This is a genomic window from Mycobacterium sp. NGS54 (genome assembly GCF_059812465.1).
The window spans coordinates 422,963-449,214 of the sequence record NZ_JCALCS010000006.1; the positions used below are offsets into that span (position 1 = coordinate 422,963).

22 protein-coding genes and 1 pseudogene are annotated in these 26,252 nt (G+C 68.6%); 11 read left to right on the forward strand and 12 right to left on the reverse strand.

From position 1 onward, the window contains the following. Positions 1-69 precede the first annotated feature (69 nt). Positions 70-882, forward strand: coding sequence for an enoyl-CoA hydratase (locus tag AC5Y5E_RS21205; RefSeq protein WP_499904759.1), 813 nt, complete (start codon positions 70-72; stop codon positions 880-882). A gap of 76 nt (positions 883-958) precedes the next feature. Continuing rightward, a complete protein-coding gene (locus tag AC5Y5E_RS21210) occupies positions 959-2,326 on the forward strand; it encodes a DUF2867 domain-containing protein (protein WP_499904760.1) in 1,368 nt (455 codons plus the stop codon). Here AC5Y5E_RS21210 and AC5Y5E_RS21215 read toward each other — a convergent pair. Beyond that, on the reverse strand, positions 2,289-3,011 hold the full coding sequence (locus tag AC5Y5E_RS21215; RefSeq protein ID WP_499904761.1) for a CPBP family intramembrane glutamic endopeptidase: 723 nt from the start codon (positions 3,009-3,011) through the stop codon (positions 2,289-2,291). The two genes, AC5Y5E_RS21210 and AC5Y5E_RS21215, sit on opposite strands and share 38 nt — an antisense overlap. Beyond that, positions 3,008-4,156 (reverse strand): NAD(P)H-binding protein, encoded by a 1,149-nt coding sequence (locus AC5Y5E_RS21220; protein ID WP_499904762.1) that lies wholly within the window; start codon positions 4,154-4,156, stop codon positions 3,008-3,010. Before AC5Y5E_RS21220 ends, AC5Y5E_RS21215 begins: the two co-directional genes overlap by 4 nt. A gap of 374 nt (positions 4,157-4,530) precedes the next feature. Between AC5Y5E_RS21220 and AC5Y5E_RS21225 the strand changes: the two genes are divergently transcribed. From AC5Y5E_RS21225 to AC5Y5E_RS21235, 3 genes are read left to right on the forward strand one after another with little or no spacing between them, the layout of a single operon-like run. Then, positions 4,531-5,670: a type III polyketide synthase gene (locus AC5Y5E_RS21225; RefSeq protein ID WP_499905037.1), complete on the forward strand. Its 1,140-nt coding sequence runs from the start codon at positions 4,531-4,533 to the stop codon at positions 5,668-5,670. A gap of 14 nt (positions 5,671-5,684) precedes the next feature. Further along, entirely contained in the window at positions 5,685-6,203 is a 519-nt protein-coding gene (locus AC5Y5E_RS21230; RefSeq protein WP_499905038.1) for an isoprenylcysteine carboxyl methyltransferase family protein, read from the forward strand. Beyond that, entirely contained in the window at positions 6,200-7,216 is a 1,017-nt protein-coding gene (locus AC5Y5E_RS21235) for an NAD(P)/FAD-dependent oxidoreductase (protein WP_499904764.1), read from the forward strand. Before AC5Y5E_RS21230 ends, AC5Y5E_RS21235 begins: the two co-directional genes overlap by 4 nt. Here AC5Y5E_RS21235 and AC5Y5E_RS21240 read toward each other — a convergent pair whose 3' ends face one another. Next, positions 7,217-8,020 (reverse strand): crotonase/enoyl-CoA hydratase family protein, encoded by an 804-nt coding sequence (locus AC5Y5E_RS21240; protein ID WP_499904765.1) that lies wholly within the window; start codon positions 8,018-8,020, stop codon positions 7,217-7,219. After that, complete coding sequence (locus AC5Y5E_RS21245) at positions 8,017-9,171, reverse strand: thiolase family protein (RefSeq protein ID WP_499904766.1); 1,155 nt, start codon at positions 9,169-9,171, stop codon at positions 8,017-8,019. Before AC5Y5E_RS21245 ends, AC5Y5E_RS21240 begins: the two co-directional genes overlap by 4 nt. On the opposite strand from AC5Y5E_RS21245, the gene AC5Y5E_RS21250 reads away from it, so the two are divergent. After that, positions 9,155-10,951: a GH12 family glycosyl hydrolase domain-containing protein gene (locus AC5Y5E_RS21250; RefSeq protein ID WP_499904768.1), complete on the forward strand. Its 1,797-nt coding sequence runs from the start codon at positions 9,155-9,157 to the stop codon at positions 10,949-10,951. The two genes, AC5Y5E_RS21245 and AC5Y5E_RS21250, sit on opposite strands and share 17 nt — an antisense overlap. 9 nt (positions 10,952-10,960) lie before the next feature. Here AC5Y5E_RS21250 and AC5Y5E_RS21255 read toward each other — a convergent pair whose 3' ends face one another. The 7 genes from AC5Y5E_RS21255 to AC5Y5E_RS21285 all read right to left on the reverse strand — a co-directional run bounded on the left by AC5Y5E_RS21255 (position 10,961) and on the right by AC5Y5E_RS21285 (position 19,665). Next, the gene (locus AC5Y5E_RS21255) at positions 10,961-12,445 is read right to left on the reverse strand and encodes an aldehyde dehydrogenase family protein (RefSeq protein WP_499904769.1); all 1,485 of its coding nucleotides are present in this window, start codon (positions 12,443-12,445) and stop codon (positions 10,961-10,963) included. Between the two features lie 90 nt (positions 12,446-12,535). Next, positions 12,536-13,753, reverse strand: coding sequence for a cytochrome P450 (locus tag AC5Y5E_RS21260; RefSeq protein WP_499904771.1), 1,218 nt, complete (start codon positions 13,751-13,753; stop codon positions 12,536-12,538). Between the two features lie 8 nt (positions 13,754-13,761). Continuing rightward, a complete protein-coding gene (locus AC5Y5E_RS21265; protein ID WP_499904773.1) occupies positions 13,762-14,733 on the reverse strand; it encodes an SDR family NAD(P)-dependent oxidoreductase in 972 nt (323 codons plus the stop codon). After that, positions 14,726-15,868 (reverse strand): spirocyclase AveC family protein, encoded by a 1,143-nt coding sequence (locus AC5Y5E_RS21270; RefSeq protein ID WP_499904775.1) that lies wholly within the window; start codon positions 15,866-15,868, stop codon positions 14,726-14,728. The genes AC5Y5E_RS21265 and AC5Y5E_RS21270 overlap by 8 nt, the downstream gene beginning before the upstream one ends. Then, positions 15,868-16,986 (reverse strand): ABC transporter substrate-binding protein, encoded by a 1,119-nt coding sequence (locus AC5Y5E_RS21275; protein ID WP_499904777.1) that lies wholly within the window; start codon positions 16,984-16,986, stop codon positions 15,868-15,870. Before AC5Y5E_RS21275 ends, AC5Y5E_RS21270 begins: the two co-directional genes overlap by 1 nt. Before the next feature lie 84 nt (positions 16,987-17,070). Further along, positions 17,071-17,922: a CbbQ/NirQ/NorQ/GpvN family protein gene (locus AC5Y5E_RS21280; RefSeq protein ID WP_499904779.1), complete on the reverse strand. Its 852-nt coding sequence runs from the start codon at positions 17,920-17,922 to the stop codon at positions 17,071-17,073. A gap of 30 nt (positions 17,923-17,952) precedes the next feature. Continuing rightward, on the reverse strand, positions 17,953-19,665 hold the full coding sequence (locus tag AC5Y5E_RS21285; RefSeq protein ID WP_499904781.1) for a nitric oxide reductase activation protein NorD: 1,713 nt from the start codon (positions 19,663-19,665) through the stop codon (positions 17,953-17,955). A gap of 269 nt (positions 19,666-19,934) precedes the next feature. Between AC5Y5E_RS21285 and AC5Y5E_RS21290 the strand changes: the two genes are divergently transcribed. The 5 genes and pseudogenes from AC5Y5E_RS21290 to AC5Y5E_RS21310 all read left to right on the forward strand — a co-directional run bounded on the left by AC5Y5E_RS21290 (position 19,935) and on the right by AC5Y5E_RS21310 (position 25,050). Continuing rightward, positions 19,935-21,080: an acyl-CoA dehydrogenase family protein gene (locus AC5Y5E_RS21290; protein WP_499904782.1), complete on the forward strand. Its 1,146-nt coding sequence runs from the start codon at positions 19,935-19,937 to the stop codon at positions 21,078-21,080. Further along, positions 21,077-22,162: an acyl-CoA dehydrogenase family protein gene (locus tag AC5Y5E_RS21295; protein ID WP_499904783.1), complete on the forward strand. Its 1,086-nt coding sequence runs from the start codon at positions 21,077-21,079 to the stop codon at positions 22,160-22,162. Before AC5Y5E_RS21290 ends, AC5Y5E_RS21295 begins: the two co-directional genes overlap by 4 nt. Then, positions 22,162-22,724: pseudogene (locus AC5Y5E_RS21300) on the forward strand (nitroreductase family protein). The gene AC5Y5E_RS21295 and the pseudogene AC5Y5E_RS21300 overlap by 1 nt, the downstream one beginning before the upstream one ends. Positions 22,725-22,824: 100 nt before the next feature. Continuing rightward, positions 22,825-24,129, forward strand: coding sequence for a TetR/AcrR family transcriptional regulator (locus tag AC5Y5E_RS21305; RefSeq protein ID WP_499904785.1), 1,305 nt, complete (start codon positions 22,825-22,827; stop codon positions 24,127-24,129). A gap of 78 nt (positions 24,130-24,207) precedes the next feature. Further along, on the forward strand, positions 24,208-25,050 hold the full coding sequence (locus tag AC5Y5E_RS21310) for an SDR family oxidoreductase (RefSeq protein ID WP_499904787.1): 843 nt from the start codon (positions 24,208-24,210) through the stop codon (positions 25,048-25,050). On the opposite strand, the gene AC5Y5E_RS21315 is transcribed toward AC5Y5E_RS21310, so the two are convergent. Next, positions 25,047-26,246 (reverse strand): cytochrome P450, encoded by a 1,200-nt coding sequence (locus tag AC5Y5E_RS21315; RefSeq protein WP_499904788.1) that lies wholly within the window; start codon positions 26,244-26,246, stop codon positions 25,047-25,049. The genes AC5Y5E_RS21310 and AC5Y5E_RS21315 overlap by 4 nt on opposite strands. Positions 26,247-26,252: the final 6 nt, after the last annotated feature.

Sequence of the window (26,252 nt, forward strand, 5' to 3'; positions counted from 1 at the left end):
CAACCGGTTGTTCGCATCTTCGCAGCCGCGCCGAACGCCCGCGCAGCCCGGTCACCTAGTCTGGGGCCCATGCCGGATTCTGGGATCGCCACGCTCGCACCCGTCGCGGGTCTCGACGTCACGCTGACCGACGGGGTGCTGTCGGTGACCATCAACCGCCCCGACAGCCTGAATTCCCTGACGATCCCGGTGATCACCGGCATCGCCGACGCGATGGAACGGGCGGCCACCGACCCCGACGTCCGGGTCGTGCGCCTCGGCGGAGCCGGCCGCGGCTTCTGCTCCGGGGCGGGCATCAGCGCCGACGACATGTCGGGCAGCGGCGGGGTCCCGCCGGACGAAATCGTCCTGGAGATCAACCGGCTGGTGCGGGCCGTCGTCGCGGTGCCGCACCCGGTGGTCGCCGTCGTCCAGGGTCCGGCGGCCGGCGTGGGCGTGTCCCTCGCGCTGGCATGTGACGTCGTATTGGCTTCCGAGAAAGCGTTTTTCATGCTCGCGTTCACCAAGATCGGGTTGATGCCCGACGGCGGCGCGTCGGCGCTGATCGCGGCCGCGATCGGCCGGACCCGGGCGATGCAGATGGCGTTGCTGCCCGAACGATTGCCGGCCACCGAGGCCTTGTCCTGGGGACTGGTCACCGCGGTCTATCCCGCGGACGACTTCGACGCCGAGGCGGACAAGGTGATCGAGAGGCTGCTGGCGGGCCCGGCGGTCGCGTTCGCCAAGACCAAGCAGGCGATCAACGCGGCCACGCTCACCGAGCTGGACCCCGCCCTGCAGCTCGAATACGAGGGGCAGTCGCGCCTGCTGGTGTCGCACGACTTCAAGGAGGGCACAACGGCTTTCCAGGAGCGCCGCGCGCCCGGCTTCACCGACCGCTGAAGCGCTTACTCCCGGCCAGAACCGGCAATCCTCCCTCGCGTTGGTTCCGAATACACAGGCGAGGAACGGAGAGACGATGGCGCGCTGCCTGGTCACCGGGGCGACCGGCTACATCGGGGCCCGGCTGGTGCCCCGACTGCTGGACGACGGCCACCACGTTCGCGCCCTGGCCCGCGACCCGGGCAAGCTGGCCGGCGTGCCGTGGCGCGACCGGGCGGAGGTGGCGCGCGGCGATCTCGGCGACGTCGAGTCGCTGACCGCGGCGTTCGACGGCATCGACGTGGTCTACTACCTGGTCCATTCGATGGGCACGTCGAAGAATTTCGCCGCCGAGGAAGACCGCGCCGCACGCAACGTGGTGACCGCCGCCCGCCGCGCCGGCGTGCGCCGGGTGGTGTACCTGAGCGGGCTGCATCCCGAGGGCCGCAAGCTGTCCGAGCACCTCGAGTCCCGTGCGGCCGTGGGCGAAGCCCTGATCGACTCCGGCATCGAGACTTTGGTACTGCAGGCAGGGGTGGTCGTCGGGTCGGGCTCCGCGTCGTTCGAGCTGATCCGGCACCTCACCGACCGCTTGCCGATGATGACCACGCCGAAGTGGGTGCACAACAAGATTCAGCCCATCGCAGTCCGCGACGTGCTCCACTACCTCGTCGCGGCGGCGACGGCGCCGGTGCCGGAGTCTCGGACGTGGGACATCGGCGGACCCGACGTCCTCGAGTACGGCGACATGATGCGCGGCTACGCCGAGGTCGCGGGGTTGGGCAGGCGCTACCTGATCGTGCTGCCGTTTCTGACGCCGACGATCGCCAGCCTCTGGATCGGTACCGTCACGCCGATCCCCCCCGGGCTGGCGCGCCCGCTGATCGAATCGCTGGAATGCGATGCGGTGATGCGCAATTCGGACATCGACGGCATCATCGGGCCACCGCCGGGCGGCCTGACCGGCTACCGGCACGCCGTGGAACTCGCGCTCGATCGCGGGACCCGCGGCCTGACCGACGCCACCTGGGCCTCGCTGGGCTCGGACCCCGCCGAGCCGCTGCCCAGCGACCCGGACTGGGCCGGCGAGATCATCCACTCCGAGGTTCGGACCGCCGAGATCCCCGCCGAGCCCGGCGAGGTTTGGCGCGCGATCGAGGAGGGGATCGCCCGGCGCCGGCCGTTCAAGGGTTGGGTCGTGGAGCACCGCGAGCCCGGCGGCGCGCTGCGGTTGCGCTCCCGGGCGCGCGCGGTGGGTCAGGAGTGGCTGGAGATCGGCGTCGCGCCCGGGGACGGCGGGGGCAGCCGCTACACGCTGCGGGCGATCTTCGTGCCGCGCGGCCTACCGGGACGGCTGTATTGGATCGGGTTGCGGCCGTTGCGGATTGCCGCGTTACGCGCGTTGGCGCGCGATGCGTCGGGACGCCTCAGACGCCGAACAGCGGGGGCAGAGCGAGCACCATGATCAGGCCCCACACGAAGTGGGTCAGCACCGGCGCCAGCACCCCGCCGCTGGCCCGGCGTTCCAGCGCGCACACCGTGCCCAGGATGACCGCGGCGAACCCCAGCATCGGGTTGCCGCTGACCAGGGTGGCGCAGGTGTAGAGCAGCGTCGAGATGACCACCGGGCGGCGGCGGCCCAGCGCGGTGTAAAGCGCGCCGCGAAAGAAGATCTCCTCGGCGATGCCGTTGATCACGGTGATCGCCACGATAAACGGCAGGTACCCGTGATGGGCGAACAGCAACACCCGGGTGATCAAGTCCGCCACGGGCGGTATCTCCCGGACGATCAGCCCGCCCGCCAGGAAAACACCACCCAGCAGCAGGCCGACGGTCGTGCCGGTGATGACGGGCCGCTGGTTACGCCCGCGCCAGCAGATGCCGCCCAGATGCAATGGGCCCGAGAGCAATCCGCCGGCGATCCACACCGCGGCCAGCACCAGGGTCAGCCAGTAGAAGCTCGACTCGCCCGGATGGCGGCGCAGGGAGAATCCGAGCACCACGGCGCCGATTGCCAGCGTGATCGCGACGACGACGCGCCGGCGTCGCACCACACCGGGCGGTTCGTTATGGGGCACAGCGACATTGGTGATCGCCCGGCGCAATTCGGCGGCGACGCTGGCGTGGTACGGAGCGGTCGACTGGCTCATGCGGGGCGAACCTTCGCGTTGAGGGCGAACAGGATGTCGAGGCCGGTGCGCAGCGCACCGGCCAGCGGGCCGGGCACGCGGTTGACCAACCGCAGCGTGGGTCGCGCGATGGGCGGCGTGATCGCGCGGGCGACCCGCCGGATGCGCAGGGCGTCGCCGCCGGCCCAGGCGGGGTCGCTGTCGGCCAGCTGATGGGGATCGGTCAGCGCGTTGACGGGTTTGGGCCGGCGGTTGGACCGGTCCGCCAACGCCAGGGCAATGGCGTCTTCGACCCCGAGCAGTCCCCCCGGCGGGTCGGGCACCCGATCGCGCAGGCCGCTGACCGACGCGACCATCGGATGGTCCAGCGACTCGACCAGGTCCGCCGCCAGCCCGGGGGGCACCGGCAGCGCGACCCCGGTGACCAGCGACGCCAGCCCGGTGTCGACCCTGCCAACGGGTACGGCCGCGTGCCACCTGCCGGAGATGCGCGCATACGTCTTGAGCAACTCCCGGTAGGAGGTGGTGGTGGGCCCGGAGATGTCGTAGGCGCCCGCGGACACCGCGTCCGGGTCCGCCGCGGCGACGAGATAGTGCAGGACATCGCGGATGGAGATCGGGTCGATCGGGTTGTCCATCCAGTTCGGTATCGGCATGAGCGGGAATCGGTCGCCGACGTAGCGCATCATCTCGAACGAGGTCGAGCCGGCCCCGATGATCATCGCCGCGCCCAGCCACACCAATTCCGGGCCGCCCTCGACCGTCAGGGCCTCGGCGACCTCGGCGCGGCTGGTCAGGTGCTCCGATAGCGCCTCGTCGGCCGGCACGAAACCGCCGAGATAGACGATGCGCGGCACACCCGCGTCCCGGGCGGCCACCGCGACGTTGGTGGCCGCGGCCTCGTCGGCGTCACGGAAGCCGGGCTGACCGATGGCGTGCACCAGGTAATACAGCACGTCGATCGGGCCGGCGGCGGCCAGACCCGCCCGCACCGACTCCGGGTCCGACGCGTCGAGGGTGACCGGCGTGACGTCGTCGAACCACCCTAAACGCTTGAGACGCTCCGGGTTTCGGGTGGCGGTCACGACCTGATGCCCACCCGGCAGCAGCGCCGTGACCAGGCGCGAGCCGACATAACCGGTGGCGCCGGTGACCAGAATCCGCATACTCCCGACACTACCGACGATGCGGGCCGGCCCGGGAACACGCACGCGACGGTCAGTCGCGGCGATCCCGCTTTCTGCCGAATGGTTGGTCTCGAAATGAAACTCGCCTGTCGGCCGAAAACCCGCGTCGGTATTTCCAATGCCGGCACCCTTATTCGACTCGGGTATAACGCGCTATTCGACTCGGGTATAAAAGGCCGGGATTACAACAATGGTTCCGTTGGCTTCAACACCGGGTCTCGGCAACGTAGAACCGTTGCGCAACTGTCTCTTTGGAGCCCGAGGCGAACCTCGGCCCTCGTTTTCACAGAGCCGCGTCGATGCCGGCGCGGGCCTCGATCACCTGCCATCCCGGCGCTGTGGCGCACCACACATTGAACCTGCCAGGCGGCGGTGACGTAACCCCCCACATGGAGGAAATAATCGGGGGTAATTCCGCACGGTTAGCGTCGAGAACAACCACAGCCGCCGCGGATCCGTCAGTCGCAGCAGTTTCGGTCAAGTTCCCGCCAAACCGGTACAGCCAGGATGAGACCATCGGGGCGCTGACCGAGTTCGCCGGGCCGGAATTTCAGAAGTTCGCCCGCACCAGCGGCGTCGAATTCCGGAACATCGCGCTGCCGGTCTCGCGATACGGCGAGCTGAGCAGCTTCACCGAGGCGAACGACGCCTACCTCGAAATCGCCCTTGACCTGGCCGAACAGGCGCTGCGCGCGGCGCTTGACCAGGCGAAGGTCGAGCCGTCGGATGTCGACGTGGTGTTTTCCACGACGGTCACCGGGCTCGCGGTGCCGTCCCTCGAGGCCCGGCTGGCCTCGCGGGTCGGGTTGCGCCAGGACGTCAAGCGCGTCCCGCTGTTCGGCCTGGGCTGTGTGGCGGGCGCGGCCGGCCTGGCGCGGGTGTACGACTACCTGCGGGCCTACCCCGATCAGGTGGCGGTGCTGCTGGCGGTCGAACTGTGCTCGCTGACCGTTCAGCGGGAGGATCATTCGATCCCAAACCTGGTGGCGTCCAGCCTGTTTGGCGATGCGGCCGGGGTCGTCGTCGCCACGGGCGCCGACCGGGCTTCCGGATCGGGGGCCGGGCCGAGGCTGCTGGCGACCCGCAGCCGGACCTACCCGGACACCGAAGACGTGCTGGGCTGGAACATCGGCAGCAGCGGGTTTCGGATCGTCCTGTCCGTCGAGATCTCGGACATCGTCGAGAAGTACCTCGGCGACGATATCCGCGATTTCCTCGCCGACCACGGGTTGAGCACCACCGACGTCTCGACCTGGCTGTTGCACGCCGCGGGACCGAGGGTGATCGACGCCGTCGGAAAAGCCTTGGACCTACCGGCGGATGCGTTCGACAGCACCAGAAACTCGTTGCGCGACAACGGAAACCTCTCGTCGGTTTCGGTCCTTGATATACTGCACGCCACCATGGCCGACCCACCGCCGCCAGGTTCCATCGGGCTGATGATCGCGATGGGGCCGGGCTTCTCCGCCGAACTCGTCCTGCTGAGCTGGTAGGGCGCGATATGGCTATGTATTACTTGCTGATTCTCGCTGTAGGCGTCGAACGGCTCGCCGAACTGGTGGTGGCGAAACGGAACGCGCGATGGGCTTTTGCCCAGGGCGGCAAGGAGTTTGGCCACGACCACTATCCGGTGATGGTGACGCTGCACACCGCGCTGCTGCTTGGTTGCCTCATCGAACCCTGGGCGCTGCACCGGCCGTTCATCCCGTGGCTGGGCTGGCCGATGGTGGCCGTGGCGGCCCTGAGCCAGATACTGCGCTGGTGGTGCATCACGACTCTCGGTAAGCGATGGAATACCCGGGTGATCGTGTTGCCTTACGCGCCGCTGGTGGTCAAGGGCCCCTACCGCTGGTTCCACCACCCCAACTACGTCGCAGTGGTGGCCGAGGGGTTTGCGCTGCCGTTGGTGCACACCGCGTGGCTGACGGCGATCACCTTCACGCTCGCCAACGCGGCGTTGCTGCGGGTGCGGCTGCGGGTGGAGAACTCGGCATTGGGATACAACACGACCCCGGGATACGCATGACCGACTACGACGCCGACCTGCTGGTCGTCGGCGGCGGCCCGGGCGGCCTCGCCACGGCATTACACGCTCGACGTCTTGGGCTTTCGGTGATCGTGGCCGAGCCACGCGAGGGCCCGATCGACAAGGCGTGCGGCGAGGGGCTGATGCCCGGGGGGTTGGCCGAACTGACGTCGCTCGGCGTCGACCCGGCCGGCATGCCCTTCCGCGGGATCGCCTACGTGAACGAACAACGCCGGGCGGAGGCGCGGTTTCGCACCGGGCCGGGCAGGGGCGTGCGCCGCACGACGCTGCACGCGGCGCTGGCCGCGCGGGCCAAAGAGGAAGACACCGATTGGATTCGGGCCCGCGTGACGAGCCTCCAGCAGGACGCGCACGGCGTGACGGCCGCGGGGGTGCGCGCGAAATGGCTGGTGGCCGCCGACGGGCTGCATTCGCCGGTGCGCCGCGCCGTCGGGATCAAGGCCACGGCCGGAACGCCGCGGCGCCACGGCGTGCGGTGGCACTTCAAGGTGCCGGCGTGGTCGGAGTTCGTCGAGGTGCACTGGTCCCGGTGGGGCGAGGCGTACGTGACGCCGGTCGAGCCGGACCTGGTCGGCGTGGCGATCCTGTCCGGTGGGCGGCCCGACCTGGGCTGGTTCCCGTGGCTGGCCCGTCAGCTGGAGGGCGCCGAGCGCGGGCACGCCCGCGGCTGCGGCCCGCTGCGCCAGGTGGTCTCCCGCCGCGTCGCGGGGCGGGTGTTGCTGGTCGGCGACGCCGCGGGCTACGAGGACGCCCTGACCGGCGAGGGCATCAGCCTCGCGGTCAAGCAGGCGGGCGCGGCGGTCGAGGCCGTCGCCAACGACGCCCCGTCGTCCTACGAGGCCGCCTGGCACCGGGTCACCCGCAACTACCGGCTGCTCACCCGGGCGCTGGTGCTGGGCAGCGCGCCCCGCGTGGCCCGCCGCGCCATCGTGCCGGCATGCACGCTGCTGCCGGGGGTATTCGAACGCGCGGTGAACACCCTCGCGCGGTAGCTAGCGCGCCTTCCAGACGGGCTCTCGCTTCTCGGCGAACGCCAAGGGTCCTTCCTTGGCGTCCTCGGATCGGATCAGGGTTCGCATCTCGCGGATGGTGCGCTCCCAACCGGGTTCGTCGCCGACAATGACACCGTCGTCGACCCCGCAGGCGATGCGCTTGCTGGCCTGCACGGACAGCGGCGCGTTGGCGGTCACCCGCGCCGCCAGGGCCAGCGCGGCCTGCAACACCGTGCCCTCGGCGACCACCTGGTTGATCAGACCCCAGTCCAATGCGTCGGCCGCGGTGATCGGTTCGCCGGTCAGCAGCAGCTCCATCGCCACCTTGCGGGGCAACTGGTCCATGATCCGGAAGACGCCGCCGGCGGCCGCGATCAGCCCGCGCTTGACCTCCGGCAACCCGAATTTGGCCCTCTCGTCTGCCACCACCAGGTCGCTGGCCAACGCGAGCTCGGTGCCACCGCCGAACGCGGTGCCGTTGACCGCGGCGATCGTGGGCTTGTCGATGAAGTGGTGCACGTAGCCGGCGAAGCCCCACTCGGGGTGGTCGGGGTGATACAGGTTCTCCCGGCGCGAGATCGCCTTGAGGTCGGCCCCGGCGCAGAACGACTTGTCGCCGGCGCCGGTGATGACCACCGCCCGCACGTCCGGGTCGTGCTGCGCCCGCTCGAGGGCGTCCCCGACACCGACGCTCACGGCCCCGTTGACCGCGTTGCGGGCCTCCGGCCGGTTGATGGTTATCACCAGCACGTTGCCGCGGAGCTCGGCGAGGGCCCCCGGCTGGCCGTCTTCGGTTTGGCTCACAGGAGTTCGACGATGGTGGCGTTGGCCTGGCCACCGCCCTCGCACATGGTCTGCAGGCCGTAGCGAATTCCCTTGTCCCGCATGTGGTAGAGCAGCGTGGTCATCAACCGCGCCCCCGAGCCGCCGAGCGGGTGGCCGAGCGCGATCGCGCCGCCGTTGGGGTTGAGCTTCTTCTCGTCGGCCCCAATGTCTTTCAGCCACGCCAGCGGGACGGGCGCGAACGCCTCGTTGACCTCGTAAGCGCCGATGTCGCCGATGGAGAGCCCGGATTTCTTAAGCGCCTTCTGGGTCGCGGGAATGGGCGCGGTCAGCATGATCACCGGGTCGGCGCCGGCCAGTACCGCGGTGTGCACCTTGGCGATCGGCGTGAGCCCCAGTTCCTTGGCCTTCTCGGCGGACATGAACAGCAGCGCGGCCGAACCGTCGGTGATCTGCGAGGAGTTGCCGGCGTGGATCACGCCGTCCTCCTTGAACGCGGGCTTCAGTGACGCCATCTTTTCCATCGGGGTGCCCCGGCGGATGCCCTCGTCCTTGAGGATCACTGATTTTTCCGAGCCGTCCGTTACCGTGATGCCGACAATCTGGTCATCGAACGCGCCGGAATCCTGTGCAGCGGCGGCCTTTTCGTGCGATCCCAGGGAGAACTCGTCGAGCGCCAGCCGGTCGAAGCCCCACTGCTCGGCGATCATTTCCGCGCCGATGCCCTGGTTCGGCGTGCGGTCGTAGCGGTCCTTGAACGCCCGCGGGTACGGGTTGCCGCCGTTGGCGAGCGACGATCCCATCGGGGTCCGCGACATCGACTCGACGCCGCCGGCGACGACCACGTCGTAGTGCCCGGCCACCACGCCGGCCGCGGCGAAGTGGATGGACTGCTGGCTCGACCCGCACTGGCGGTCGACGGTCACGCCCGTGACGGTCTCGGGCCAACCAGCGGCCAGCACCGCGGTGCGGCCGATGTCGAGGGCCTGCTCACCGGCCTGCATCACGCAGCCCCAGATGACGTCGTCGACGATTCCGGGGTCGATGCCGGCCTTGTCGACCAGCCCGTTGAGGACCTGCGCGGACAGGTCGGCCGGGTGCACCCCAGCCAGGCCGCCGTTGCGCTTCCCGAGCGGTGAGCGGACGGCCTCGACGATGACGGCTTCAGGCATGGTGGTGTCTCCTTTGACTGGGTCCCTTCCGTCGATTGTCAACCAAGGGGTTGGACGGGCGAGGGGCGGGGTGGTGTCAACGAGCTGGACAGCGGATATCAATCGGTCGCAATTGTTGACGAATCACGCTGAAATGCGTCCTGCCTCAATCGAAATCGGCGCCAGAAATCAAGCGAATCCGTTGCAAGCCCGCAAATTTCGCACCAAAGGTTTTCAGCGTCCTTTAGCATCGAACGATAAGACCGTCATGACGGACTGCCGCAAGCCAGTCGAAGGATCGCGCGTGTCGTACCTGAGTTTCGCACCGGATGCATCCGCTGCGGCGGCGAGCGATATCGCGGACCTCGGCTCGAACCTAGCCACCGCGAACGCGGCGGCGGCCGGTGCGACGACGGGGGTCGCGGTGGCGGCCGGCGATGAGGTGTCCGCGGCCGTCGCCGCGTTGTTCGGCGCGTTCGGTGACGAATTTCAAGCCTTGAGCGCCCAAGCCGCGGAGTTTCACACCTGGTTCTTGCAGGTGCTGGTGCAAAGCACGGGGTTGTACGCGCTGGCCGAGTCGGCCAACGCATCGCCGTTGCGTAGCCTCGCCCGGGAAGTGCTGGGCCTCTTGAATGTGCCTTTGGGCGACAACGCCACGGGCGGCGGTCCCGGCACCGGTGCGGGCGGAACCACGACCGGCACCGGGGGAACCACCACCGGCACCGGGGGGACCACCACCGGGGGCGGGCTGACGGCGACGTACGCGCTCACGTCGCAGTGGAACAACGGTTTCACCGCCGGCTATACGATCACGAATTCGAGCGCGGCCCCGCTGGCCAACTGGCAGGCCCAATTCACCCTGCCGGCAAACGAATCCATTACCAGTGCGTGGAATGCACAGGTCGCCCAATCGGGGACGCAATACACCCTCACGCCCGTCAGTTATGACGCGACCATTGCGCCGGGCGGCTCGGTCACCATTGGATTCCAGGCGAGCCAGACCGGCACCTACTCGCCGCCGACAAATCTGTTGGTGAACGGGCAACCGGTGACCGTCGGCGGTGCCGGCACGGGCGGCACCGGCGGCACTGGGTCAGGCACAGGCACCGGCGGCGCGACCGGTGGGACCGTCATCTCCACCCAGTACGGAACGACGACGATCCAAAACGCGTACGTGGTGCAGAACAACGCGTGGAACAACCCGGGCGGACAATCGATCAGCGTCAGCCCCACCGGGTTCTCCATCGCCACCGAGAACGGCTCGGCCCCCACCAACGGCGCCCCTTTGGGGTACCCGTCGATCTACGACGGCTGGCATTACGGCACCGGTTCGCCCGGGACGAATCTGCCTCTGCAACTGACCCAGATCCAAACGGCCACGAGCAGTATCAATTACACGTATCCCGGCAGCGGAATCTATGACGCCTCCTACGACATCTGGCTGAATCCCACACCCATCACGACCGGTGTCAACCAGCAGGAGATCATGATCTGGTTCAACCACGTCGGCCCTATCCAGCCGGTCGGCTCCGTGGTCGGCAACGCCACGATCGACGGGCGGAGCTTTGTCGTGTGGGAAGGCGGCAACGGCCAGAACAACGTCGTCTCCTATGTCGCCACCGCGCCGATCACGTCGTGGAACAACATGGACGTGCTGGCCTTCATCGACAACACGGAAACGCTTGAGCCGGTGACCAACTCGTGGTACCTGACCAGCATTCAGGCCGGCTTCGAGCCCTGGACCGGCAGCGTCGGCGCGTCGGTCGACTCGTTCTCCGCCAGCGTCAACGGCGTCAGCTAGCGGCCCGGCCTAACCGGCGGGATACCCCACCGACTTCACCTCGGTGTACTGGTCGAACCCGGCGACGCCGTTCTGGCGGCCGACCCCGCTGTACTTGTAACCGCCGAACGGGGTGTCGGCGCCGTAGGGCGCTCCGCCGTTGACGCCCATGAAGCCGGCCCGGATCCGGCGGGCCACCGCCAGCGAGCGCTCCAGCGAACCCGACATCACGTTGCCGGCCAACCCGTAGCGGCTGTCGTTGGCGATCCGGATCGCGTCCTCCTCGTCGTCGAACGGGATGACGGACAGCACCGGCCCGAAGATCTCCTCCTGGGCGATCGTCATGGAGTTGTCCACATTGGTGAAAAGCGTTGGGCGGACGAAGAATCCCTTGTCGAAGCCGGTGGGCGCGTCCGGCCCGCCGACCAGGGCGGTGGCGCCCTCCTCGACGCCCTTGCGGATGTAGCCCATCACCCGGTTGCGCTGCACCTCGGAGATCACCGGGCCGCACAGGGTCCCCGGGTCCTGCGGGTCACCGCACGTGACGTTCTCGTAGATGCTCTTGAGGATCTCGACACCCTCGTCGTAGCGGGACCGCGGCAGCAACATCCGGGTGGGGTTCGCGCAACCCTGGCCCGCGTGCATGCACGGCGCGATGCCGATCGCACAGGCCATCCCGAAGTCGGCGTCCTCCAACACGATGGTGGCCGACTTGCCGCCGAGCTCCAGGAACAGCCGCTTCATGGTGGCCGCACCCTTTTCCATGATCCGCTGGCCGACCACGGTGGAGCCGGTGAACGAGATCAGGTCGACCTTCGGCGACAGCGTGAGCTCCTCGCCCACAAAGTGATCCGACGCCGTGACGACGTTGACGACACCCGCCGGGATGTCGGTCTTCTCGGCGATCAGCCGGCCCAGCCGGGTCGCGTTGAAGGGCGTGTTGGGTGCCGGCTTGAGCACCACGGTGTTGCCGGTGCCCAGCGCCTGGCCGAGTTTGTTGATGGTGACCTCGAACGGGAAATTCCACGGCACGATCGCGCCCACCACACCCACCGGCTCACGCCAGACCTTGACGGAGGTGTTCGTGCCGGTGAGGCTGATCACCCGGTCGCCGAGGTCGGTTTCCCACGCGTACTCGTCGATCAGCCGGGCGGGGTACTTCAGCCCGTCCTGGAGCGGGGCGTCCAGCTGGGGGCCGAACGTGATGGCTCGCGGCGAGCCGACCTCCAGGATGAGCTCCTCGCGCAGCTCTTCCTTCTCCGATTCGATCGCCTCGTGCAGCTGCAGCAGGCAGCGCTTGCGCAGCTCCCGGTTGGTCGACCAGTCGGACTCGTCGAACGCGCGCCGGGCGGCGTCGATGGCCCGGTGCATGTCCTCCTTCGAGGCGTCCGCGACCTCGCCGAGCGGCTCCTCGGTCGCGGGGTTGATGTTGGTGAAGGTGCCGGCCTGGCCGTCGACGAGCTGGCCGTCGATCATCATCTTGGGCTCGAAGCGGACCTTTACAGCCTCGGTCATGTTTGTCACTCTCTTCTGAGTCGTTGCGGGGCTACAGAGAGCCTTACTGGAAACTCGCCGATTGACAAGGTGCAACCGCCGCCGGGCTGGTCACTGGGGGTCGAAGAGCACCGGCAGCGACGTCGGCGACCGGAAAACCTGCCCGCGGATGTGCGGCTCGTCCCCGTCCGGATCCAGCCGAAGGTTTCCCAGCCGGTCGAGCAGCAGGTTGACGGCGGTCCGCATCTCCAGCCGCGCCAGGTGCATGCCGAGGCACACGTGCACGCCGTGGCCCCACGCGAGGTTGGGCTTTTGCTGCCGGTGGATGTTGAACGTGTCCGGGTCGGGATAACGATCTTCCTGCCGGTTGGCCGAGCCCAGCATCGGCATCACCGTCGCACCGGCCGGGATCGCCACCCCGCCGAGTTCGGTGTCGCGGGTCGCGACCCGGGTGATGGTCAGCAGGGGCGGCTCCCACCGCACGCCCTCCTCGATGGCCTGCGGCAGCAGCGACCGGTCCGCGCGGATGGCATCCAGCTGCGCGGGGTCCGACAGCAGCCCGAAGAGCAGGCTCCCCAGCGCGCGGTAGGTCGTCTCCACGCCGGCGGGCAGCAGTAGCCGCAGGAACGAGAAGATCTCCTCGTCCGCCAGCTTCTCGCCGTCGATCTCGGCCGCACCGAGCGCGCTGATCAGATCGTCCTTCGGTTCGGCCCGGCGGGCCTCGAGTATGGGGGCGAAGTACTCACACAGGGCGGCCGAGGCCGCAAGCCCGCGCTCTGGGTTCATCAGCCAACTCAGCAGCGAAATCGACCACCGCTGGAACTGTGGGTAGTCCTTTTCCGGCAGACCCAACAGGCCCGCGATGATCTGGCTCGGATAGTCGAAGGTGAACTCCTTCACCAGGTCGGCCTTGCCATTCGGGGCGAAGTTGTCGATCAGGCTGTTCGCCACCCGACCGACCAACTCGTCCTGCCAGCGCGCCAATGACTTCTGCGAGAACGCCTTTGACACCAGCGAACGCAGCCGGCCGTGGATTGGTTCGTCCATGCCGAGCATCACGCCTTCACCCAGCACCGGGCCGAACGCGGCGATGACGGCGGCCGAGGAGAACGTCTCGTTGTCGCGCAGCATCTGCTGGACATCCTCATGGCGGTACACGATGAACATCGGCAGCGATTCCTCGTGTGGAAGCGCTCCAGAAGTCTCGAGTCGCTGCACCGGCTCGTCGCGGCGTAGCCGCGCCAATTCGGTGTACGGGTCACGCACGTCACCGGAGATCGCGTCGTCGAAGGCGCCGAAGTCCTCCAGGTCGTCGAAAAGCTGTTCCATCGCGCTCCTTAGGATTCTTGACGTCGTGCGGCCACCCGCCGCAGCAGTGGCTGCGGAAGGACCCGCGCGAGGCGCACCATCGCCTTTTGGCTCGCCGTCAGCGGCCACGCCCCGCCCCGCATCGAGCCCTGTTTGGGTATGCCCAGCACGATGCGCGACAAGTGGTGCATGCCGGAAGCGGGAAGGATCCTGTTGGCGGCCAACAGCATTGACGCATCCCGCCCCACGCCGCGGCGGCGGAACGGACGCCGGTCGTCGAGCGCGGTGAGCAGTCCGTCGGTGAAGCGTTCGGGCGGCCGGGCGAAACTGATCGCGAAGCGCCCGCGGGTGTTCATCGTGTTGTGCAGCCGGGCGTATGGGCCGCCGAAGTCGCGATTGTCGGTGGTGCCAGCGTCGGTGATGATCTCGGTGTCGTACATGCCGGCCACCAAGACGGTGACCCCGAGGCCGAAGGGCGCGATCTCGCACGCCATCGACTCGCCCCAGCGTTCCAGCGCCCCCTTGGCCGCGGCGTAGGGTGCGGTGCCCGGTTGGCCGCGCACGGCGGCCGCGCTGGATACCAGGATGACGCGCCCCTCGCCCGCGGCCCGCATCGACGGCAGCAGCGCCTGCGTGAGTGCGACCGGCCCCATGACGCTGGTGGCGAACATCCTCTGCCACAACGCCATATCGGTCTCCTCCACCACGCCCGCGGCGGAGATCCCGGCGTTGTGCACGAGCGCGTAGGGGGCGCCGACGGCTTCCTCGATCGCCTTGGCGGCCGCGGAGATCGACGCGGCGTCCATCAGGTCGAGCTGCACGCCGATCAGCCGATCGTCATCGGGTGTCGCGCCGGTCGCGTCGCGCAGCAGCGGCATTCCTTTGTCGGGTGTCCGCATGGCAGCGACGACGCGCCACCCTTCGCCATACAGGCGCACCGCGGACGCGAACCCGAGCCCGCGGGACGCGCCGGTGATGACGACGGTGCGGGGCTCAGCCATTCTGGCTCGGGGTCGCACAGGCGCCTTGCCCGCGCGGTGGCGGGTCGACGTGCGGCCGGCCGTTCGGCTCCCCGCTCGCCCACGTCGACCAGATGCCGACCGAGTACGGGCCCTGGGCGCCGGCCTTCTCGTAATAGCCCTGCGGGTCATAGACTTTGGCTTCGGGGTAGGGCCATGGGCAGGCGACAGAGGTCGCGGCGTGGCTGGCCTTGATGACGGCAAACCATGCGCCGTAGGCGAAGTAGGAAACGTTGATGATGGCGAACATCACCAGGAACGTGCCGAGCACCGGACGGCCGGGGAAGATCCGTGCCTTCGCGGCCAGCTTCTCCGCCACGGATTTACCGGTGTCGTCGCGATAGCAGAGGATCGCCGCGGGCACCATCACGAACGTCACCGAGAACGACTCCCAGATCAGCGGGAACTGGAAGGTGGTGCCGGTGAACACCGAGCCCCACGGAATGACCTGCGAGTAGATGTACATGCCCATGTGGACCAGCTGGATCTCCAGCCAGGCATCGAAGACGAAGCCGATCGCACAGGTCAGCACGCCCAGGCTGACCAGCGGGTGCCGCGACACGAAAGCCGTCGGCCCGTACTTGGCCTGCAGTTTGCGCAGGATCCAGACGGCCGGGAAATATGGCCCGAAATAGAAAGTGACGTAGCCGAATACGACGAACGGTTCGACGGTCGGCGACAGCGACACCAGCGGCCACGACTCCGGCCAGTGGATGAGGTCGGGGTTGTAGACCGCGAACGGCGCCCAGTTCATGATCGGGTCCTGCCAGACGATCAACGTGGTGCACAGGAACATCAGCATGACCGGGCTGCCGGGATTGCGGCGCCAGCCCCGGACGAACACCACCAGCAGGACCAGCAGCATGATCACGGTCGAGATGTGCAGGAACGTGATGTAGTCCAGGCCGAAGATGAACCTCACCGGTCGCGGCCGGCCTCGCACGTTGGGGTTGGCGACCCGCGGGTCGAGCGCGACGCGGCAGTTCGCGATGAAGAAGAGCGCGAACGCCGCCAGCGCCGCGCCGGCGATCCAACCGCCCCAGCCGCGCTTTTCGCGTCGCGGTGCGGCCGGCGGTTGCTTGTTCGCGACGGGCGGTGTGGACTGTTCCGTCGACATCAGCCGTCCTCTCCGAAGCGATCGACAAGGTGCGAGTTGGTGCCGTCGGCGTCGAGGGTCCGCGCCACCAGGTAGCCGGCGCCCATCCACGCCCGCCGCGTCCACTTGCCGAACGACACCCGGGTGCCGGGCGCGCCCGAGGCGGCGGGCATCATCTTCACCCGCTCCAGCGCCTCCTTGACGCCGCGCGGGCTGAGCGGGTGGGCGTCGGAAAATGCGCGCACGAGGGTGGCGCCGACATCCCGGTTGACCACCGGCACGCAATATTCGGGACGGCTGCCCTCATACCTGGCGGCGTAGCGATCGAGGAAGTCCTGGCCGACCCGATTCGCCTCGTCGTACTGATCGACCCCGACCCAACCCATGAACGCTTTCCACATGATCGGGTTCACCCACGCGTTCTGGAAGGCCGTGGTGGTGAAGCGCGGCGGGTCCCAATCGACGGCCTCGAGCGCCGGGTTGATGAACACGATCCCGAAACCGAAACCCAGGTGCACGATCGCTTCGGCCTTGGCGTCGTGCAGGGTTCGCACGGCCTCGTTGATGTCCTGTGCGGTCTGCGCGATCGCCGCCTCCGCGACGATGCGGATGCCCTTGCGCCGGCAGGCACTTCGCAGATTCTTCAGGTAGGTCTCGCCGATCAGGTTCTGCTCGACGAGCACCCCTATCTCGGCGTGCCCGCGTTTGGCGACGAGGTCGGCGATGAAGATCGGCTCGTCGGTCAACGAACCCTGCGGGAAGGAGAACGTCCATTCGCCCAACCAGTCGTCGGTGCCGGTGACGCTGATCGCGGGCACCTTGAATCGCTCCTCGATCGCTTCACGGGTGGGCACGCAGTTGTCGGTGATGTGGGGGCCGAACACCACCAGGCAGCCCTCGTCGACGAGTTCCCCGAAGGCGTCGATCACCGCTTTGACCGATCCCTTCGGCAACCCCTCCACCTCGCGGTAGATCATTTGCACCGGGCGATCGATCATGCCTTGTTCGCGGGCTTCTTCGAAGACCAGGTCGAAGCACCGCGTGAAACTCGCCAACAGTTCCTCGGGGAATCCCGGTGGCAGCTTGAAGTCCATCAGGTAGCCGACCTTGATCGGTTCCGCGGTGCTTTCGTAGGACATCTGACCTCCCGGGGTGGCATACCTACGCGCCCGATTTCATAAACCTAATATTTGTTCTGACCCTAGCGGCGGCCGTTTGTAGCGTCAATCGCCGGGTGCGCCGGGCCCGCCCAGATAGATGTCGATCATCTCGGCCAGGCCCTGCCCCACCGCGACGTCGTCGGTGAGCGGCCCGGCGATCGCGGCCCGGGCCGCTTCCCGCATCGTCAGGCCCTCCGCCACCAGCCTGGCCGCCGCGATCAGCACGCGCGTCGACGCGACCTCGCGCAGCCCGCCGGTCTCCAGCCGGCGGATGGCCTGCCCGAAACGCACCAGCTCGGCCGCGGTGGCGCCGTCCACCCCGGCCTCGTGCGCAATGATCGACTCCTCGACATCGGCTGCGGGAAAACCGAATTCGATGGCGACCATCCGCTGACGGGTCGAGTCCTTGAGGTCCTTGAGCACGCTTTGATAGCCCGGGTTGTAGGACACCACCAGCCCGAACCCGGGGGCCGCGTCCAGCGTGACCCCGAGACGCTCGATGGGCAACTGGCGGCGATGGTCGGCAAGCGGATGCAGCACCACGGTGGTGTCCTGCCGCGCTTCCACCACCTCGTCGAGATAGCAGATCGCCCCCTCGCGCACCGCGCGGGTCAGCGGGCCGTCGACCCACACCGTCTCGTCGCCCTGCAACAGGTACCGGCCGACGAGGTCCGCGGTGGTGAGGTCGTCATGGCAGGCGACGGTGATCAGCGGCCGGCCGAGATCGTAGGCCATCGCCTCGACGAATCGCGTCTTGCCACAACCCGTGGGCCCCTTGAGCAGGAGCGACAGCCCCTGGCGGTACGCCGCCTTGAAGATGGCCTCTTCGCCGCCGATCGCCTTGTAGTAGGGCCGTGCCATCTCAGCCTCGGGGATCGCGCCGTTCCGGTATCCAAGCCCGGACGCCTCGGCCATAGCTTCCCTTCCACCCGCGTTGACCGGAGCCTATCCGGAACAGATGTTTGTTTCAACGACTCGACGGCGGACCTCGGCCGAGCGCAGCGCGGACCGGAACAGTGGCCCGATCACACCGGAGAGTTGATCCGGACGCGCGATCGTCGCGTGCGCGGCGCTGCCGAAGACCCTGCGCAGCGCCACCACGTTGGTTCCCGCACCGATCGTCAGGCACACGCAGCCGGTGCCGCGGCGGCGGGCTTCGGTCAACGCGCGGCGTGCGTCCGCGGCGCCGTAGGGGCGTTCGTATCCGTGGTCGTACGCGAGCCCGTCTGACAGCACCACCAGCAGCCGCCGTGACGTACCCCCGCGCGCCTCGAGGACCGCCGAGCCGTGGCGGATGGCCGCGCCGAGTCGGGAGAAGGCGCCGGGTTCCAGGCTGTTCAGCCGCCTCATGACGAGCGAGTCGAGGGGGTCGTCGAAGCGTTTGACGGGCACCATGCTCACCGCGCGCCGGCCCTGCGAGTAGTAGGCGTACAGAGCAACGCGGTCGCCCAGATCGTGCAGCGCGACGGCGAGATTGGCGACCGCCGATCGCTGTTGCTCGTGCACCGTCCGCCCGACCGTTCCGTGCTCCGCCGCCGACCCCGACACGTCGAGCAGGAGCAACACCGACAGGTCGCGCCGGCGTCGCAGGCTGTCGAGGTAGACCGCCTCGTCGGGCACCGACCCGGCCAGTACCTCAACGCGAGCCTCCACCGCCGCGTCGATGTCGATGTCGTCGCCCTGCGACTGGCGGTGGCGGCGGTGCAGGCCCATCCCGAGGCGGGACAGCGGGCGCCGCACGCCGATTGCGGCTCCCCTATCTGGGATCGATTGGGTCACCAGGGCACTGATGGTCGGCTCGACCTCGCGCACGGTGCACCACGCGGGCCGGTAGCTCCTGCGGACAAAGTCCCATTCGGGATACGTCACGCCGTCCTTGGGCGTCGGGGCGCGGTGGTCGGCGCTGTCATCGGGCGACGTGGACGCCAGCGTGGCGACGGCGTGCGGCCCGCGTTTCGCCGAATTCGTCCGGTGCGTCGGGGTATCCGCGCCGGGCGGTCCGCCGCCGCTGCCGGTCTTGCGCGCGGACGACAGCATCTTCTTCAGCCACTTGCCGATGAAGCCGCCCCCGCCGACGGGGCTGGTGAACACGTCCGGGTCGTCGGAATCGTCGGTCTGCGCGTCGTCGTCGAGCTCCGCGAGTGGCCCCGCCCGGTCTCGCGGCACGTGCGGTGGATTGGCCTCCTCTTGTTCGGCCGCCCGGGCAGACAAGGCCAGCACCTTGCCCGGCCGGATCACGCCGAACTCGGGCGGCGGATCATCGATCGCTTCTCGTCCCCCGGCGATCGTCAGCGACGCGGCGGGCGAGTCGGTGCGGCCCGCGATCTCGCGGTTGCCCAGCGCCGCCAGGCCGCCCGGCAGCAACGCGCCGTTGGCCACCAGCGCGCGGTGACCCTCGACCGCCAGATAGCGCCTGGCCAGCCGGGGACGGCGGACCAGGGCGCGCACCACGTCGGGCTCGAGGCTGCCGGCCGCGATCATCGAGGCCTGCACGGCGATCGCCCCGAGGGCCCCGGCGGCGCCGACGTGGATCGTCTGGCCGTCGGTCCACGAGGCCTCACCCGGCGGCAGTTCCATGACCGTGACGGGGTGGCCCGCGAGTGCGGAAGCGAACATGCCGAGTGCCTGCGATCGATCGCCACGCGCGTCGTTCGTCATCGGCCCCCGCATCGGTGCAGATTGTCGACCAAATATCTGTTCCAGCGTAGGGCTCGGTTCCACCCGCGGTCAATTACGCTGGGAGGTTGGTCGTACTTATCAAGGAGCGCACCATGATTGACTTCACCGACCGGGTGGCGGTGGTCACCGGCGCCGGGCGCGGGCCTCAGCCGGTGACGGGGCCGACGCCACCGTCGCATTGCCCGATCCCCGCGCGGGGCTGACTGCATAGTTGACCTAATATCTGCTCCAACGTAGTGTCCGGAAAAATGGACTTCTCCTACCCCGCCGAAGTGGAACAGTTCCGCACCGAGCTGCGGGACTGGCTGGCGGCGAATCTGACCGACGAGCTGGTGGCGGCCCGCCGCCCGGCCGGGCGCGACGACGCGGGGATCGAGTTGTTGCGGGGCTGGAGCGCGACGATGGCCGACGCCGGGTGGGCCGCCGTGTCCTGGCCGCGCGAATACGGTGGCCGCGGTGCGACCGTTCTCGAGCAGCTGGTCTACACCGAGGAAACCACCCGCGCGCGGGCACCCATGCCGCTCAACGTCATTGGGATGAACAACATCGCCCCCGCGATCATGCAGTATGGCACCGAAGAGCAGAAGAGGACGCTGCTCCCCCGTATGATGCGCGCCGACGACATCTGGTGCCAGGGCATGTCGGAGCCCGAAGCCGGATCCGATCTCGCCGCGCTGCGTACCCGGGCCGTGCGCGACGGCGACGACTTCGTCGTCAACGGCCAGAAGATCTGGACCTCGCTCGGGCATCGCGCGGACTGGTGTCAGCTTTACGTGCGCACCGATCCCGACGCCCCGAAGCACAAGGGGATCTCCTGCCTCATCGTCGACATGTCGCTGCCGGGCATCGAGGTCCGCCCGCTCGTAACGCTCAACGGCGACGCCGATTTCGCCGAGGTGTTTTTTCACGACGTCCGCGTGCCGGCCGACGCGTTGCTCGGGCCGCTGAACGCCGGCTGGCAGGTGGCCACCACCACCCTGAGCCATGAGCGCGCCGGGGCGGCCCGGCTGTACGCCGAGATGCAGGTGCGGCTGGAAGAGCTCGTCGACGACTTCGCCACCCAAAGCGACGCGCTCGAGGACCCGGTGATACTGCGGCGCCTCGGCGAAATCGCCGTCCGCATCAAGTATCTCGAGGTGCTCTGCCAGCGGTCGATCTCCGCGACGCTGCACGGCGGCGACCCGTTCGCGTCGGCCAGCCTAGCCAAGACCGTGTGGGGTGAGATTGGGCAGGACATGGCCGCCCTGGCTTTCGACGTGCTCGGCAGCCACGGCGGCGGCGCCCCGTGGGCGAGCTACCGCCTCACGTCGCGCTCGCTGACCATCGCGGGCGGAACGACCCAGATCAACAAGAACATCACCGCGCAGCGCGTGCTGGGGTTGCCGCGCCGATGAACCTCGAACTCACCGACGAGCAGGTCGCGCTGCGCGACACCACGCGGCGCTTTCTCGCCGAGAAGGCACCGATTTCGGGGCACGTGCGCGCGCTGCTCGACGACCCGACCGGCGTCGACGAGGCGGTCTGGCGCGGCCTGGCCGACCTCGGCGTGACCGGCCTGCTGGTGCCGGACGAACACGGCGGGGCCGGGATGACGATGGTCGAGGCCGGTGTGGTCGCCGAGGAGCTCGGCGCGGCGCTGCACCCGGGTCCGTGGTTGTCCAGCGCGGTGGCGGCGGCGCGCGCGCTGACGCGGATCGCCGGCAATGGCAGTGGCGCAACGATTTTGGCCGGAATCGCCGACGGCAGCACCGTCGCCACCGTTGGCCTTCCGTTCGAGGGCGCCCCCGTCGAGGCGGCCGGGCAGGTCCTGCGGGGCGAGATCGCCGGCGTGCCCGACGCCGCGGCGGCCGACACCTTGCTGGTGCTCGCCGAGGATCCGGCCGGCATCGGTCTTTACGCGCTGAAAACCGGCTCGCCCGGGATTTCCGTGGCACCCGAGCGCGGTATCGACCCGACCCGCAAGCGTTTTCGCGTCGAGCTGGACGGGGCGTCCGCGCACCGGCTGGCCGCAGCCGCGCCGGACGACGTTGGCGCGGTGATCGACGACGTCCTCATCGCCACCGCCGCCGACGCGCTGGGCGCCGCGCGGGCGGTGATGCAGCTGGCCGTCGAATACGCAAAGGTGAGAAAGCAATTCGGTCAGGTCATCGGCTCGTTCCAGGCGGTCCAACACCTGTGCGTCGACATGTACGAGACCGTCGAGCTGGCCCGCAGCGGCGTGATCCACGCGCTGTGGGCCTCCGACAACGCCGGCGCCGAGGAACGCCACCTCGCCGCGCTGCGGGCCAAGGCGTTCGCCGGGCGACTGGCCACCGTGGGCGACACCGCCATCCAGGTGTTCGGCGGCATCGGCTACACCTGGGAGCACGATGCCCATCTTTACCTCAAGCGCCTGCTGAGCTGGAGCGAACTTCTGGATAGGCCCGATCGCTACCTGACCGAAATCGGTGCGCGCCTTGCCAACAGGGGCCCGTGATGGACGTCGAGTACCTCCTGACCGCGACCCGTTCGGCCCGTAGGTCGCTCGACCTCGATGCGCCGGTCGACCTCGCGGACGTCCGGGAGTGCCTGCGCATCGGCATGCAGGCCGCCAACGGCTCGAATCAGCAGTCCCTGCGGTGGCTGGTGGTGACCGACCCCGCGACGCGGGACAAGATCGGCGAGCTGTACCGCGAGTCGACCTGCTTCGCGTCGGCGGGCAGCTGCTGGCTGACCTGCTACCCGCCGGCACACCGGAAAGTCGCATCACGTCGTCGGCGGAGTGGCCGGTACGAGGAACATGGCCCGGGCGCCGGTGCTGGTGATCCCGTGCCACCAGCCCTACCTGCCCCGCATCGACGGCGACGAATCGTTCCACCGGGCCACGCTGTACGGCTCGATCTTCCCGGCCGTCTGGAACTTTCAGCTCGCGCTGCACACCCGCGGTTACGGAACTGCCGGTGGGCCGGCTGGCGGCCGGGCACACCTTCCGGCCGGCTCGTCGGCGCCCGGTCGACCAGGTGGTTGCGCGCGACGCGTGGGCCGGCCCGCGGCTTTAGAATGGGCCGCTAAATGGCAGCGTCGGCAGCTCTGTGCAGCGCGTTTGCTCTGCCCGGTCTGATAGCCTCTAACAAAGATTTGGTTCGGGCGGGAGGACGAATGCGCAGGGCCGCGAATCCTGCCAGAGCCCGCTCGCCCGTGGCCGAGCGGCCGAGCGCCGACGACTCCGGCACCCGCCGAACCGAAATCCTGCAGACCGCGGCGTCGTTGATCGCGTCCTCGGGGTTGCGGACCTCGCTGCAGGAGATCGCGGACGCGGCCGGCATTCTGCCCGGCAGCCTCTATCACCATTTCGAGTCCAAAGAGGCGATCCTGGTCGAGCTGACCCGCCGCTACCAGGAGGACCTGACCCGAATCGGGCAGGCCGCCCAGGTGCGGCTGGACGAGCCCGGTTCGCGTCCCGCCGCGGAGCAGATCGTCGAGCTCGGATCGGCGATCGCCAACTGCGCCGTGCGGCACGGCGCCGCTCTGCAGATGTCCTTCTACGAGGGCCCGGGCGACGATCCCGAGCTGATGACGCTGACGCAGCAGGCACCCACCGCCGTACAGCAGGCGATGCTGCAAACGCTGCGCGCCGGCAGGTGGAGCGGCTACATCAAACCCGACATCGACCTGCCCACGCTGGCCGACCGCATCTGCCAGACGATGCTGCAGGTGGGGCTCGCCGTCATGCGCCACAATTCCCCGGCCGACCAGGTCGCGGGGCTGCTGTGCCGAATCATCTTGGAGGGATTGGCGGCCCGGCCGCCCACCGACGCGGCGTTGAACCGGTCCAAAGCCTTCGCGGCGGCAAACGCCGTCATCGGCACGTGGGCCGACGACGGCGACGCGGATCCCGACGACAAGGCGGCCCACGTCCTCGCGGTGGCGCGAACGGAATTCGGCCGCAAGGGGTATGAGGTCACCACCATCCGGGACATCGCATCCGCGGCGGGGCTGGGCACCGGGACCGTCTATCGGGTGATCGGGTCCAAGGACGAACTCCTCGCGTCGATCATGGAGTCCTTCGGCAGGAAGGTGGAGGCCGGCTGGGTGAGCGTCCTGCGCTCGGACGCCACGGCGGTCGAGAAGCTGGACGCGCTGTCCTGGGTCAATGTCAACGCGCTCGATCGGTTTTCCGACGAGTTCAGGATTCAGCTCGCGTGGATGCGCCAGTCGCCGCCGAACACGCCGAACCCGGGCTGGTTGTACGCCACGCGGCTTCGGCAGATGAAATCGCTGCTCTCGGAGGGCATCCAGTCGGGACAAATCCGCATCGACGCCCCGTCCACGGCGATGCTGGCTCGATGCGTCATCGGCCTGCAGTGGATACCGGAGAACATCCTGCGCGCCATCGGCAAACGCGCCGCACTGGTGCACGCCCGCGACACGGTGCTGCGTGGCGTCGCGGTCCGCGGCAAGTAGGTATTGAAACCCAATAACCGTTACCCATACAGTTGGGCAGTTAGAACCGCGTTGGCAGTGAGCGAGAAGAGGATTTCCATGACTATCGTCGATCGGTTGCGTTACGACGGCAAGCGCGCACTCGTTGTTGGCGGCGCGACCGGCATGGGCGCCGCGGCGGCCAAGTCGGCGGCCGAACTCGGCGCCGAGGTCATCGTGCTGGACTACGCGCCCGTCGGCTACGACGTCGCCCAGTCGGTGCAGGTAGACCTGCGCGACCCCGCGTCGATCGATGCCGCGCTCGCACAGGTGGACGGTCCGATCCACGCGTTGTTCTCGGCGGCCGGCATCGCCGAAGGGACGACCGACCTGATGGCGATCAACTTCATCGGCCACCGCTACGTCATCGACCGCCTGCTGGAGAAGAACCAGCTTCCGTCGGGCTCGGCGATCTGCTTCATCTCCTCGGTGGCCGGCATGGGCTGGGAGAACGACCTGGAACTGCTGACCGAGTTCCTCGCCAACGCGGACTTCGCGTCGGCGCAGGAGTGGGTGAAAGCGCACGAGGCCGAGGGCATCATCCACTACGGCTTTTCCAAGAAGGCCGTCAACGCCTACGTGGCGACCCAGGGTTACCCGCTGCTGAAGAAGGGCATCCGGATCAACGCGATCTGCCCGGGTCCCACCGACACCCCGCTGGCGCAGGCCAATGCCGACCTGTGGCTGACGTTCGCCCAGGACTACCGCGACGAGACCGGTTCGAAGGTGCACACCCCCGAGCAGATGGGTGACGTGATGGCGTTCCTGAACAGCGCCGCCGCGTTCGGCATCAACGGGATCACGCTGCTGGTGGACTACGGGCACACGATGGCGTCGCTGACCGGCGCCTACCCGCCCGGCAAGCCGATCATCGATCTGATCATGGGCCGGGTGAAGCTCTAGTCCTCGTCGACACCGATGAGTAGGCGTTCCGGGCTGCGGCCCAGGACGCGGCGCCACGCGATGTCGGCGGGGTTCTGCCCCAGGTGCAGGGCGGGGCGTGCGGCCAGCGCGGCGCGAACGCACTCCTCCACGGCGACTTTCGCGAGCGAGGTACCCAGGCAGTAGTGCGCGCCGGCCCCGAAGTTCATCAGCCGGGGCGTACCCGCACGGGTGAACCGCTCGGGAAGGAAGCGGTCCGGCGACGGCCACGCCGAGGCGTCCCGGCAGGCCGAGGCGATGCACAGCAGAACCATCGCCCCCGCCGGAATGGTGGTGCCGTGCAACTCGATCGGCGCGACGGCGGTGCGCGGGATGAGGGGGATGCTGGGCTCCAAGCGAATGGTCTCCGCGGCCGCGCTCGCCAGCCGCGCGTCATCGTGCGCGACCCCGGCAAGGCGGTCGCGGTACTGCAGCGTCACCAGCAGGCTGCACGGTATCTGACTGCCCATCGTGTCGTGGCCGGCGACAAGAAGATTCGCGATCATCGCCACGGTCTCGTCGCGGGTGAGCCGCTCCCCGCCGGCCTCTGCGGTCAGCAAGCCGGTGATGAGATCGGGACCGGGATCTTCGGTTCGGCGCCGCGCCAGCGCCGCAACATAATCCTGCAGTTCGATGATCGCGCGCGTTGCCTTCGCGATCTGGTCGGGGGTCATCACGTAGAACACCGGACTCAGGGCGTCCGCCCATCGCGAGAATGCACCGACATCGCTGTCCGGGACGCCGAGGAGGCGACAGATCAACCGGGTTGCCAGGCCGGCGCAGGAAGCCACCAGGTCTCCCCCGTTCACCGTTGCAGAAGCGATGGCAGCGGCGGCCATGTCCGCCGCGGTCGACCTCAGCTCCTCGACCGAGCGCGGGGTGAAGGCGCGGGAAACCAGCGACCGGAGGCGGCGATGGTAGTCACCCTCGGTGGTGAACATCAGCTTGCTGTACCAGTCACGCAGCGGACCGTCGCCGATGCCCATGGCGTCGAACAGGGTCAGCCCGATTCCGTTCAGCCGCGCGTCGCGGGCCAGGGCTTCGACGTCGTGATGGCGCAACACCACTGTGGCGCCGGTGATCTCGTCGGTGGCCAACGGTCCGCGCCGCGCGGCCTCGGCGAGCACGTCGTGCATCCGGGTGGTGAAGCTACCGGTCAAATCCACCATGGATTTCATCCCCAT

What these genes read in the sequence shown, in the direction of transcription:
- AC5Y5E_RS21250 (WP_499904768.1), top strand. Translation starts at nt 9,155, where the DNA reads ATGACGGCTTCAGGCATGGTGGTGTCTCCTTTGACTGGGTCCCTTCCG.
- AC5Y5E_RS21280 (WP_499904779.1), bottom strand. Translation starts at nt 17,922, where the DNA reads ATGGCCGAGGCGTCCGGGCTTGGATACCGGAACGGCGCGATCCCCGAG.
- AC5Y5E_RS21260 (WP_499904771.1), bottom strand. Translation starts at nt 13,753, where the DNA reads ATGGAACAGCTTTTCGACGACCTGGAGGACTTCGGCGCCTTCGACGAC.
- AC5Y5E_RS21245 (WP_499904766.1), bottom strand. Translation starts at nt 9,171, where the DNA reads ATGCCTGAAGCCGTCATCGTCGAGGCCGTCCGCTCACCGCTCGGGAAG.
- AC5Y5E_RS21220 (WP_499904762.1), bottom strand. Translation starts at nt 4,156, where the DNA reads ATGCGGATTCTGGTCACCGGCGCCACCGGTTATGTCGGCTCGCGCCTG.
- AC5Y5E_RS21235 (WP_499904764.1), top strand. Translation starts at nt 6,200, where the DNA reads ATGACCGACTACGACGCCGACCTGCTGGTCGTCGGCGGCGGCCCGGGC.
- AC5Y5E_RS21285 (WP_499904781.1), bottom strand. Translation starts at nt 19,665, where the DNA reads ATGACGAACGACGCGCGTGGCGATCGATCGCAGGCACTCGGCATGTTC.
- AC5Y5E_RS21230 (WP_499905038.1), top strand. Translation starts at nt 5,685, where the DNA reads ATGTATTACTTGCTGATTCTCGCTGTAGGCGTCGAACGGCTCGCCGAA.
- AC5Y5E_RS21255 (WP_499904769.1), bottom strand. Translation starts at nt 12,445, where the DNA reads ATGACCGAGGCTGTAAAGGTCCGCTTCGAGCCCAAGATGATGATCGAC.
- AC5Y5E_RS21270 (WP_499904775.1), bottom strand. Translation starts at nt 15,868, where the DNA reads ATGTCGACGGAACAGTCCACACCGCCCGTCGCGAACAAGCAACCGCCG.
- AC5Y5E_RS21305 (WP_499904785.1), top strand. Translation starts at nt 22,825, where the DNA reads ATGCGCAGGGCCGCGAATCCTGCCAGAGCCCGCTCGCCCGTGGCCGAG.
- AC5Y5E_RS21265 (WP_499904773.1), bottom strand. Translation starts at nt 14,733, where the DNA reads ATGGCTGAGCCCCGCACCGTCGTCATCACCGGCGCGTCCCGCGGGCTC.
- AC5Y5E_RS21295 (WP_499904783.1), top strand. Translation starts at nt 21,077, where the DNA reads ATGAACCTCGAACTCACCGACGAGCAGGTCGCGCTGCGCGACACCACG.
- AC5Y5E_RS21210 (WP_499904760.1), top strand. Translation starts at nt 959, where the DNA reads ATGGCGCGCTGCCTGGTCACCGGGGCGACCGGCTACATCGGGGCCCGG.
- AC5Y5E_RS21215 (WP_499904761.1), bottom strand. Translation starts at nt 3,011, where the DNA reads ATGAGCCAGTCGACCGCTCCGTACCACGCCAGCGTCGCCGCCGAATTG.
- AC5Y5E_RS21205 (WP_499904759.1), top strand. Translation starts at nt 70, where the DNA reads ATGCCGGATTCTGGGATCGCCACGCTCGCACCCGTCGCGGGTCTCGAC.
- AC5Y5E_RS21290 (WP_499904782.1), top strand. Translation starts at nt 19,935, where the DNA reads ATGGACTTCTCCTACCCCGCCGAAGTGGAACAGTTCCGCACCGAGCTG.
- AC5Y5E_RS21310 (WP_499904787.1), top strand. Translation starts at nt 24,208, where the DNA reads ATGACTATCGTCGATCGGTTGCGTTACGACGGCAAGCGCGCACTCGTT.
- AC5Y5E_RS21315 (WP_499904788.1), bottom strand. Translation starts at nt 26,246, where the DNA reads ATGAAATCCATGGTGGATTTGACCGGTAGCTTCACCACCCGGATGCAC.
- AC5Y5E_RS21275 (WP_499904777.1), bottom strand. Translation starts at nt 16,986, where the DNA reads ATGTCCTACGAAAGCACCGCGGAACCGATCAAGGTCGGCTACCTGATG.